The organism is Pyramidobacter sp. C12-8 (assembly GCF_002007215.1).
Lineage (GTDB): Bacteria > Synergistota > Synergistia > Synergistales > Dethiosulfovibrionaceae > Pyramidobacter.
This window is the reverse complement of sequence record NZ_MUHX01000013.1, coordinates 23082-33766: the sequence shown is the minus strand read 5'-3', so window position 1 is coordinate 33766 and position 10685 is coordinate 23082. Positions and strand designations below refer to the sequence as shown.

The 10685-nt window shown below is 61.2% G+C and carries 8 protein-coding genes; 4 read left to right on the top strand and 4 right to left on the bottom strand.

Annotated features, from left to right (window positions below; all coding sequences use genetic code 11):
- Positions 1–4 precede the first annotated feature (4 nt).
- The gene (gene pbpC / locus B0D78_RS06585; RefSeq protein WP_078016187.1) at positions 5–2242 is read left to right on the top strand and encodes a penicillin-binding protein 1C; all 2238 of its coding nucleotides are present in this window, start codon (positions 5–7) and stop codon (positions 2240–2242) included.
- A 204-nt stretch (positions 2243–2446) separates the two neighbouring features.
- Here the strand turns inward: pbpC and B0D78_RS06580 are convergent, their stop codons facing one another.
- The 4 genes from B0D78_RS06580 to B0D78_RS06565 all read right to left on the bottom strand — a co-directional run bounded on the left by B0D78_RS06580 (position 2447) and on the right by B0D78_RS06565 (position 6328).
- Entirely contained in the window at positions 2447–3634 is a 1188-nt protein-coding gene (locus B0D78_RS06580) for a quaternary amine ABC transporter ATP-binding protein (RefSeq protein ID WP_078016186.1), read from the bottom strand.
- Positions 3615–4517 (bottom strand): ABC transporter permease, encoded by a 903-nt coding sequence (locus B0D78_RS06575; RefSeq protein ID WP_078016185.1) that lies wholly within the window; start codon positions 4515–4517, stop codon positions 3615–3617. The genes B0D78_RS06580 and B0D78_RS06575 overlap by 20 nt, the downstream gene beginning before the upstream one ends.
- A 36-nt stretch (positions 4518–4553) precedes the next feature.
- Positions 4554–5531: an ABC transporter substrate-binding protein gene (locus B0D78_RS06570; RefSeq protein WP_078016184.1), complete on the bottom strand. Its 978-nt coding sequence runs from the start codon at positions 5529–5531 to the stop codon at positions 4554–4556.
- A 149-nt stretch (positions 5532–5680) separates the two neighbouring features.
- Positions 5681–6328 carry a TrkA C-terminal domain-containing protein gene (locus B0D78_RS06565; protein WP_168170035.1) on the bottom strand — a complete coding sequence of 216 codons (648 nt, stop codon included), beginning with the start codon at positions 6326–6328 and terminating at the stop codon, positions 5681–5683.
- An 822-nt stretch (positions 6329–7150) separates the two neighbouring features.
- On the opposite strand from B0D78_RS06565, the gene B0D78_RS06560 reads away from it, so the two are divergent.
- The 3 genes from B0D78_RS06560 (at position 7151) to B0D78_RS06550 (ending at position 10679) form a co-directional block, all read left to right on the top strand.
- Positions 7151–8671 (top strand): ABC transporter substrate-binding protein, encoded by a 1521-nt coding sequence (locus B0D78_RS06560; RefSeq protein ID WP_158606202.1) that lies wholly within the window; start codon positions 7151–7153, stop codon positions 8669–8671.
- A 183-nt stretch (positions 8672–8854) separates the two neighbouring features.
- On the top strand, positions 8855–9787 hold the full coding sequence (locus B0D78_RS06555) for an ABC transporter permease (RefSeq protein ID WP_078016181.1): 933 nt from the start codon (positions 8855–8857) through the stop codon (positions 9785–9787).
- A 13-nt stretch (positions 9788–9800) separates the two neighbouring features.
- Positions 9801–10679 (top strand): ABC transporter permease, encoded by an 879-nt coding sequence (locus tag B0D78_RS06550; protein ID WP_078016180.1) that lies wholly within the window; start codon positions 9801–9803, stop codon positions 10677–10679.
- Positions 10680–10685 lie beyond the last annotated feature (6 nt).

Here is a 10685-nt window from a genome sequence, read left to right as displayed (position 1 = left end):
ACAGATGAAATTTCATAAGCTCACGCTTTGGATGGGAGGGGCGGCGCTTCTCTGCGCGTTTCTCGCCGCCGCAGCCAGTTGGCGTTATTGGAACCGGCTCGGCCGGCTCGAGCCGATCGAGGCGCGCCTCTCGTCCTGGCCCCGCTCCACGGTCGTCCGCGACCGCAAGGGGACGATGCTCAGCGTGACCATGTCGGAGGACGGGGAGTTTTGTCTCCCCGTCCTTCTTTCTGAGATGGGGCGCTGGATGCCGCTCGTCGCCGTGGAAGTGGAGGACCGTCGTTTCTGGTCGCACGGCGGCGTGGACTGGCGGGGAGTTTTGCGCGCCGCCAAAGACAATCTGCTGGCCGGGAAGGTGCGCTCCGGCGCCTCGACGATCACCAGCCAGGTGATCCGCCTCTGCTGGCCGGCCGAACGCAATCTGAAAACCAAGCTGCGCGAGTTCGCCCAGGCAACTCAACTGGAAAAGATCAAATCGAAAGACGAGATCCTCCAGATCTACCTGAACGTGGTCCCGCTGGGCAGCAATCTGCGCGGCGTCGAAGCCGCCTCGCTGGCCTGGTTCCGTCGCTCGGCCCGCGACCTGACCATCGCGCAGGCGTCGCTGCTGGCCGTCATGATCAAGGGACCGACCGCCTACCGTCCCGACCTGCATCCCCAAGCGGCGCGGCAGCGGCGCAACTGGGCCATTTCGCTGCTGCGCGAGCGCGGCAGGATCACCGACCGGCAGGCGCGCTCCGCCATGGCCGAACCGCTGCCGGAAACGATCTCGCCGCCGCCGGCCGACGAGTGGGTCTCCTGCCAGAAGGTCATCAGCCTGACGGAAGAAAAGGACATCACGTCCACGCTCGACCGCAACGCGCAGAAAGTCCTCCGCGCCGCGCTGCTCGACGCGCTGGCCTCGCAGGACGACGCCGTCACGGCGGCCGGCGTGCTGATCGAGAACGCCACCGGCGCCGTGCGCGCCTATGTGCCCAACGCCCGCTGGGGCATGAAGGGCGCTCCCGCCGGCTGGGTGGACTGCGCCTCGTCTTTGCGTTCGCCCGGCTCGGCGCTGAAACCGTTCGCCTACGCCATGGCCTTCGAGGACGGCGCGCTCACACCCGCCTCGCTGATGGCCGACACGCCGCTGACGCTTTCGGGACGCGCGCCGCGCAACTTCGACCGCATCTATCGCGGCCCCGTCAGCGCCGCCAACGCGCTGGTCGATTCGCTCAACGTCCCCGCCGTGCGCATCCTGCGCGCGGAAGGCGGCGAACGCCTGCTGCAGAAACTGCGCAATCTCGGCTTCGCGGCGCTGACGCAGAGCGCCGCGCACTACGGCGACTCGCTCGTGCTGGGCGGCTGCGAAGTGTCGCCGCTCCAGCTCGCCCGCGCCGTCACCGCGCTGGCGCGCCGCGGACGGCTGATCGAGAGCCGCTTCGTCGAAAAAGAGCCGCTTTCGGAACGCGACGTCTATTCCGCCGAAAGCGCCTGGATCACCACCAACGTCCTCGCCGATCCGGCGCGGATGCCGACGCTGCTGCGATCCGTCGATCCGTCGCGCGGGCAGATCGCCTTCAAGACCGGTACCTCCTACGGCCTGCGCGACGCCTGGACGGCCGGCTGGAACGACCGCTGGTCGCTGGTCGTGTGGCTGGGGGACCCGCGCGGCGAACCGCATCCCGAACTCGTCGGCCTCGGCGCGGCCGCGCCAGCCGTGCTGAAAGCGTTCCGCGCCCTGCCGCCGGGAGGATTCGGCGCGCCGCCGGCCGGCGTGGCGCAGCGCGAAGTCTGCTCGCTTTCGGGACTGCCGCCCACTGACCTTTGCCCGCGCACCGTTAGGGAATATTTCATTCCCGGCGTCTCGCCGTCCGGAGTCTGCCCCATGCACCAGCTCGAACAGGGCAAAGTGGTGGTCGTCTGGCCGCAGGAGCTGTCCGTCTACATGGAAAGCGCGCGCGAAAAGCGGACCGAGCTGACGGTCGCCTCGCCGCTGGCCGACGCCGCTTACCTGATGCACGAGGAAGACGCCAAACTGGTCTTCCGCGCCGAAGGCACCGGCGAGTTCTTCTGGTTCGTCGACGGCAAATACGCCGGCCGCGGCACGGCGGACCGGCCCTGCCTGTGGCCGATGACGCCGGGGCGTCACCGCCTTTCCGTGACCGACTCGCTGGGACGGCAGAAAGCGATCTCCTTCTCCGTTTACACGCTGGACGACAATCCCGGCCGACAGCTCCCCGATCTGCTCCCGCTCGATTGACCGCCGCACTCCCGCGGCCTCTGCCAACGCCGCTTTGAACAAAAAAGGCTGCTTCTCTCCGCGCAAAAGCATGGAGGGAAGCAGCCTTTTCTCGTTCAACGGACTCGCGAATACCGAAAGACCGCAGCGCGCCCGTTCTCCGCAGAGCGACTCCGCAGGGCTCCGTCCGCAGCCCGCGCCTCCGGGTTTTCGCCGGAAAGCGGCTCACATCAGAGAGGAAAGGATGCTGGCCTTGGTGACGATGCCGAGCAAAACCCCCTCCTCGTCGACAACGGCGATGGGGAACGGCGCTTCCGCCGCGAGGGAGATGGCGTCTGCGATCAGCGTATCGGGCGTCGCGGTCTGCACGTTCCGGCAGAGCGCCTGAGCGATCGGCTGCCCCTGCCGGCGCGCCTCGATCGCCTCCCTGATCGAGAGGATCCCTGACAGGCGCAGATCATGGTCGATCACGAAAACGGAAGACAAACCGTTCATCCGCATCTCATGGATGGCGTAATCCACGCTGTTGTCCAGGCGGACGATGCTGGACGGCGTGATCATGATGTTGCGCACCGACACCACTTTCGTCTTGTCCGCGCTGTTGACGAAGTTCCGCACGTACTCGTCGGCAGGCTGCGTGCTCAGCTGTTCCGGCGTGCCGATCTGAACGACTTTCCCGTCCTTCATGATGCAGACCCTGTCCCCCATCTTGAAGGCTTCGTCGATGTCGTGCGTGATGAAGACGATCGTCTTTTTCAGTTTCCGCTGGATCTGCAGCAGTTCGAACTGCATGTCCCGGCGCACCAGAGGATCCAGCGCGGAAAACGGCTCGTCCATCAGCAGCACTTCGGGATCGCTGACCAGCGCCCGGGCGATGCCGACCCGCTGGCGCATCCCGCCGGAGAGCCGCTCGCACGGCTGATGTTCCCAGCCGTCGAGTCCCACCATGGAAATGCTCGCTTTGGCGAGGCGTTCACGGTCTTCGCGCCCGAGCCCTTTCACCTCCAGGCCGTAGGTGACGTTTCCCAGGACGTCTCTGTGGCTCATCAGCCCGAACGACTGAAAGACCATCGCTATCTTTTCGCGGCGCAGGTTCAGCAGCTCCCTGCGGCTCATCGACTGAATATCGCGCCCCTCGAAGAGGACCTTTCCGCTCGTCGGCGTCGTCAGTCTGTTGAAACAGCGTACCGCCGTCGATTTTCCCGATCCCGAAAGGCCGATGATCACGAAAATGCTTCCCCTGAAAACCTCCAGGCCGACATCCCACAAAGCGACGGTGCACCCCGTTTTTTTGTAAACCGTATCCTTGTCGGCCCCCGCCGACATCATCCTGGACGCTTCCGCGCAGTTCGGACCATAGAGCTTGGTCACGTGCTCCATCCTCAGGATCACGTCATTTCGAAGGGCTGTCATGAGCCTGTCCTCCGTCTCCATTGGGACTGTCCGCACCTTTTCCGGAGCTCATCCCCTGCGTCACCCGATCGAGCACGATCGCCAGGACGACGACGCAGCTTCCGGCCACGAGCCCGCGCCCGATCTCGATCCGGTTGACGGCGTTCAAGACTTCCATGCCGAGCCCGCGCACGCCGATCATCGAAGTCGTGACCACCATGGCCATGGCCATCATCAGAGTCTGGTTGACGCCCGCCATGATCGTCGGTTTGGCCTGGGGGATCTGCACCTTGAACAGCGTTTGCCACCGTGTGGAGCCGAAGGCCCTGGCGGCTTCCACCACCTCTTTGTCCACCTGGCGGATCCCCAGACTGGTGAGGCGGATGACCGGGACGACGGCGTAAATGACCGTGGCGATCACGCCCGAGGCGTTGCCCGTCCCGAACAGCAGCAGCGCGGGGATCAGATAGACGAACACCGGCATCGTCTGCATGGTGTCCAAAACGGGGCGGAGCATTTTATTCGCCAGATCGGAACCGGAGATCAGGATCCCGATCGGAATGCCGATCACAAGGGCGATCATCACGCTGGCCAGCACGACGGACAGCGTCACCAGCATCATCTGCCACAGTCCGGCGAAGCCGATGGCGGCGACCAGCGCGGCGTACAGGACGCCGCTGCGGAGACTCCGGCGGGCGCGCCAGACCAGGAGCGCGACCAGCAGCAGGAAGAGCGGCCACGGCACGTGCCTCAGGCACAGCAGGACGAGGCTCACGAAGCTGTTGAGGCCGCCTTTGATCAGGTCAAGAAAGGTTTCGGCGTTCACGGCGAAAGAACGCACCGTCGTGTCGATCGCCGTCGTGTTCAGTTTGAAGAATTCCGGGAATGTGAACAGCCAATCCATGCTCTACCCCCTTTCGGAACGCACAAAGCGGCGCTGTCACAGAGCCGCCCTCACCTTTGCCGCCTGTTCGGGCGAGAGCCATCGATCCAGCAGTTCGGGATGCGACTTCGTCAACAGCCACTCCGCGGCCTCTTCGTAGCCGGCATTGGTGGTGTTCATATAGGCTAAAGCTTCGCTGATCATCGCGGAACTCATCTTGAATTTGGCAAGAAACGCGCAGAATTCCGGATTCGACGCGGCAAAGTCATTGCTCACCGCCACCGTCACCGTGACCGAAGGGCAGGCGCTGTATCCCTCGTGATAGCGTTCGGCGTCGTACGGCTCGTCTTCGAGAAGGACGAAATCGTATTTTCCCAGCAGCCACGTGGGTTCCCAGTAATAGGCCACGATCGGTGCCTTCTTGTCCCAGGCGGAGACCATCGCCGCGCTGAGCACCGCGTCGCTGCCGCTGGCGAAATAGTTGTAACTCTTGTCCAGCCCGTAGGCCGCTATTTTTTTGTTCATGATCTCCGTGATCTCCCAGCCGACGATGCCGCCGTAAATGATGCCCTTCGAGGCATCCTCCGGGTCGGGGAACAGTTCGGCATAACGGGCCAGATCTTTTACGCTCTTCAGATCGGGACAGCGGTCGGCCACGTACCTGGGAATGTAAAAGCCCTGGCGGTTATCGTCGAAGTTCACGCCCAGTTCGGTGAAACGGCCGGCCTGCAGGTCCGGAGCGTAAGACCGAATGTTGCTGGTCCATTCCTCCATGTGAATGTCGATTTCTCCCTTCAGCAGGGCCTCATGGGAGATCGGCGTGGAACCCGGCGTTTCCTGCCACGTGTACCCGAAAACTTTTTCCGCGATCAATCCGGCCAGCGCGTTGTTCAGTTTGATGGAATCCCAGCCCACGTCGGCGAATGTGAGAGCGGTTTTCTCTTTCCCCGTCGCAGTGCCGCCGGCGGCGCACCCCGCCGACACACACGGCAGGAGCATTGCCAAGAGCAGCAGCGATCTTGTCGTCTTTTTCATGATGTCCTCCTTTTCATGGGTTTCGGATCCCCCGGAGCGCCGATGGCGGCGGGAGACAGACCGCCCCGAAAGCGGCCCCTCCCCAGCGCCCCAGGAGTTCGCGAAGAAGCGCGTCACTCTCCGAAAAAATGGCTTCGTCCCGTCGCCCTTCAACTTTTGCAGCGGGCCTTGGGAACGCCGTCCTCCATGAGTTCGCGGACTTTATCGATATGCTGCACCCCGCACGCGACGATCAGCACGTCGTTGACCTTGAATTCCGTCGACGGCTCCGGCGACAGTATGGTTTCATCATCCCGCCTGATCGCCACGATCGTGGCGCCGGTTTTTTGCCGGAACTGAAAATCGCGGATGCTGACCCCCAGAGCGGGGAAAGTTCCGCCGATCTTGAACGTGAACATGTGCAGTCGGTCGCTGTCCCGAAAGCGCTGATTCAATTCAAGGATCTGCCCGAGGGTGGCGTCGATGTCTCGATTAAGCTCGTCCCGCGCCGCGATCATGGCGTCAAGCCGCGCTCTGAGAGCGAGCAGATCGTTGTCGAGCTGGCGATGCTCGACATATTCCACGGCATGGCTTCGGGATACAATCGTCGAACCGACGTTGTCCTGCGTCGAAATGGCCCCCACGTCGTTCAGATGCCAGAGCGCGCGCCGGATCGTTTCCGGAGACGCCTTGTACTGCGTCCCCATCAACGAGCGTCCGGTGATCTTCGTCCCTTCCCTGAGCTCGCCGCTGGCAATTTTGACGGCGAGATCAAAGGCGATTTTGGAATAGACGGACTGCCCCTGCCCCTTCCTCATGGAAATCCCCTCTTCTGACGAGTTCTGTTCGACCATACGTTCGAGAAAAATTTTCAGAGATTGTGACAACTCATTTTAATTTATAAGTTGGCAGACTGTCAAATCCCCTTGGAGAACGCGCCGTCCCTGGCTCTCGACGGCTTCACCGTTTCATACTATTTCTTAATTAAAAAGCCGGACGCAAGGGCGCTGCGGGGGAGTCCTGTCGCACAGGACTCCCCCGCAGCGCCCAGAAAACCATGTTACAAGAATTAGGATCAGCTCCGATCCGCGGAGACGGCCTTTAAAAACGGGAGATTGCTTTTCCGACTGACGATCGGTCATTGCCCGGCATGATTTCGAAGCGGACTCTTGACAAAGTTATTGAACAATCCATTGATTAGTTAAGACAAACAGATACATTCCCGTAAATATGGACGGCCGACGCCTCAGAAGCGGGAAAGAGTTCATCGAAGAAGCAGGTTCAAAGCGTCGGAAGTCTCTTTGAAAACATTCGCGCAATTTTGACTTCTTGTCTTTGACAAGTTAAAAATTATATCTTCTTGACGACGAGCCCCGAATAAGGCATAATTATTCACATGAAAACTTTCTGTCTTTCGCCGTGCTTTCCTAACAATAAATAACATTCGGAAGAGCACCGTCGGCGATCGTTTCTTTGGACACGAACAAGACGGAAAGCGGATCGAGAAACAAAGCGGTCTGCGGGACAGACCGCGCGGCGGCGACGCGATGTCGCCATCCCGTCCCCGGCGGGCGCTGGCGGGAGACGGGACGGCAGTTTGGCTTTCAGTGCTCTTATCCTATCGAAGGAGATGGCATTACATGAAGAAAAGCACCATTCTGGCTCTCGCGGCCCTCGTTCTCGGTGTGGCGGCCAGCACCGCTTTCGCGGCCAAGGATCGTCTGATCGTCGCCGATCAGTACGACGTCACCAGCATGGATCCTATCGGCCACAACGACGTTCCCAGTTCGCGCTGCTGCTTCGAGCTGTACGACACGCTGATTTTCCGCGACAATCAGAACGTTGTCACGCCCGGTCTCGCCGAGAGCTGGGAGTTCGTCTCGCCCACCGAGATCAAGTTCGTGCTCCGCAAGGGCGTCAAGTTCCACAACGGCGAAGAGCTGAAGGCAGAGGACGTCGCTTTCACGCTGATGCGCGCCACCACCGACAAAGGCGCCAAGATCCGCAGCTATTCCCAGGACGTCAAGGATGTCAAGGTCCTCGACGACTACTCCTTCGTCATCGAACTGAAAGCCCCCAACTCCTCGTTCTTCAATTCCCTGACCCACAGCTGGGCCTCGATCCTCAACAAGAAGGCCGTCGAAGCCGCTGGCGACAACTATGGCACCTTGGCCGCGCCGCCCGTCGGCACCGGCCCCTTCAAATTCCTGAGCTGGCAGAAGAACGACAAGTATGAGCTTGAGCGCTTCGACGGTTTCTGGGGCGAAGCTCCCAAGTACCAGTATCTCGAAGTCCGTTCCATCCCCGAAGCCAACAACCGCACCATCGAGCTCGAGACCAAGGGCGTCGATATCGCCTTCCCCATCGCCGTCAACGACCTGAACCGCGTCAAGGATAACCCCGAACTGGTTCTGCAGCAGGTTCCCGCCGTCAACGTCACTTACCTTGGTTTCGACACCGTCAAGGCTCCCTTCGATAACGTAGTCGTCCGCCGCGCCGTCAACGCCGCCATCGACAGCATCGGCATGCACAAGGTCGTCTATGAGAAGCTCGGCAAGAACGGCTCCGTGCCCCGCGCCATTGTGCCCGCGGCTCTGCCTTACAGCATCGCCAACGATCAGCCCGAGCACGTGCAGGATCAGGAGCTTGCCAAGAAGCTGCTCGCCGAATCGGGCATCGATCTGAACAAGACCTACCAGATCTGGACGAACGAGCGCAAAGAACGTCAGGACATGGCCCAGATCATTCAGGGCATGCTGGCCGAAGTCGGCATGAAGACCGAGATCAAGGTCCTCGAGTGGGGCGCGTATCTCAACGGCCTGCAGGAAAAGAACCATGACATGTTCATCCTCGGCTGGTCCACCAGCGTTCCCGATCCCAACTTCGCCATGAGCGGTCTGCTTGAGACGAACGCCGGCTCCAACTATACCTTCTTCAGCAACGCCGCTTTCGACGCCGCCATGGACAAGGGACGCAAGACCCTCGACGGTCCCGAGCGCGCCGCCGTTTACAAGGAAGCTCAGGAAATCCTCCTTGATCAGTGCCCCCAGGTTTATCTTCACAGCGACGACAACTGCGTCGGCACTCAGAAGTATGTCAAGGGCTTTGAAGTCGGCGCGAACGACACCTACAACTTCCGCACCGTCTACTTCGAGGACTAATCCGCAGCGCCTGCCGGCTTGAGGAAAAAACTCAGGCACGCGCGCAAGCAGGGGAATTTCCTGTTCCCCTGCTTTTTTCTTTGGCGTTCTGTATCGGTTTGAGAGTCCAATTCATAGCTAATCTGTCTTTATTCTCACACCGTGAACCCAACGGTCAAAATTCGACGAAAAGAAGGTAAAACCATGCTTCGATACATTCTCCGCCGGATTATCCTGCTCATTCCCGTACTGGTCGGCGTGGCGTTCTGCGTCTTCCTGCTGCTCTATCTGACGCCGGGGGACCCGGCCAAGATGGTGCTCGGCGACCAGGCCACGGAGACTGCCATTCAAGAGTTCCGCGAACGGGAAGGCCTGAACGATCCCTTCTGGATCCGCTTCGGCACATATTTATACAAGATCGTCGTCAAGGGAGATCTCGGACGCTCCTACGCTTCCAGAACGCCCGTCATGAAGGAGCTGCTGGCGGCGTTTCCGGCTACGTTGAAGCTGGCCGGCTTCGCCATATTCATAGCGGTCCTCATCGGCATCCCATGCGGCATCGTTTCCGCCATCAAGCAATACTCGCTTTTCGATACCGTCACCATGATCTTCGCCATGATCGGTTTGTCCATGCCCGTGTTCTGGCTGGGGCTGCTGCTGATCCTGTTCTTCTCGGTGCGTCTGCGCTGGCTGCCGTCGTCGGGTTTTTCCACGTTCAAGGCGATGATCCTGCCTTCGGTCGCGCTGTCCGCTCAGTCCATCTCAATGATCACGCGCATGACCCGTTCCTCCATGCTCGAGGTCATCCGCGCCGACTACATCCGCACGGTGCGCGCCAAAGGGCAGACCGAACGCGTCGTCATCTGGGGGCACGCGCTGCATAACGCGCTGATCCCCGTGGTCACGCTCTGCGGGCTCCAGTTCGGACACTTGCTGTCGGGCGCTCTGCTGACGGAATCGATTTTCGCCATCCCCGGCGTCGGGCGCGTCATGCTCACGTCCATCATGGCCCGCGATTATCCCATGGTGCAGGGAGCCGTGTTGTGCGTCTCGGCGGCGTTCAGCGTCGTCAACCTGCTGGTTGACATTCTGTACGCCTTCATCGATCCGCGCATCAAGGCGCAGTACAAACGATAGAGGAGGTCATCTCATGACTGAAAAAGTTATCGACGCTCCCGTCAAAAAACAGCGCCGCGGCATCGCCGAAGTCTTGCATCGCCTGAGCAAAAGTCCTCTGGCCATGTTCGGGCTGGGTTTTATCATTCTGCTGGTCATCTGCGCCATTTTCGCAAATCAGCTGGCGCCGTTCTCCTTCTCCAAGCAGGACCTGATGCACACGTTCGACCTGCCGTCGGCCAAGCATCTGCTCGGCACCGACGAGTTTGGGCGCGACATTCTCAGCCGCCTGATTTTCGGCGCGCGCGTGTCGCTGCAGGTCGGTTTCATCGCCGTCGGCATTTCGCTGGTCGTCGGCGGCCTGCTCGGCGCGTTCGCCGGCTTTTACGGCGGCACGCTCGACAACGTGATCATGCGCGTCATGGACGTGCTGCTGGCCGTTCCGCAGACGCTGCTGGCCATCGCCATCGCCGCGGCGCTCGGGCCGGGTTTGTTCAACATGATGATCGCCGTCGGCATTTCCGCCGTTCCCAACTACGCGCGCATCGTGCGCGGCTCGGTGCTCTCGATCCGCGGCATGGAGTACGTCGAAGCGGCCCGCGCCGTCGGCTCTTCCGATCTGCGCATCATTCTGCGCCACATCATTCCCAACAGCATGGCCCCGATCATCGTCCAGTCCACGCTGGGCGTCGCCTCGGCGATCCTCAACGCGGCCGGGCTGTCGTTCATCGGGCTGGGCATCCAGCCGCCCAATCCCGAATGGGGCGCCATGCTCTCCGGCGGGCGTCAGTACATCCGCGACTTCCCGCATCTGACGCTCTATCCCGGCCTGGCCATCATGCTCACGATTCTGGCCCTGAACTTCCTCGGCGACGGTCTTCGCGACGCCCTGGATCCCAAGCTGAAGCGCTAAGGAGGA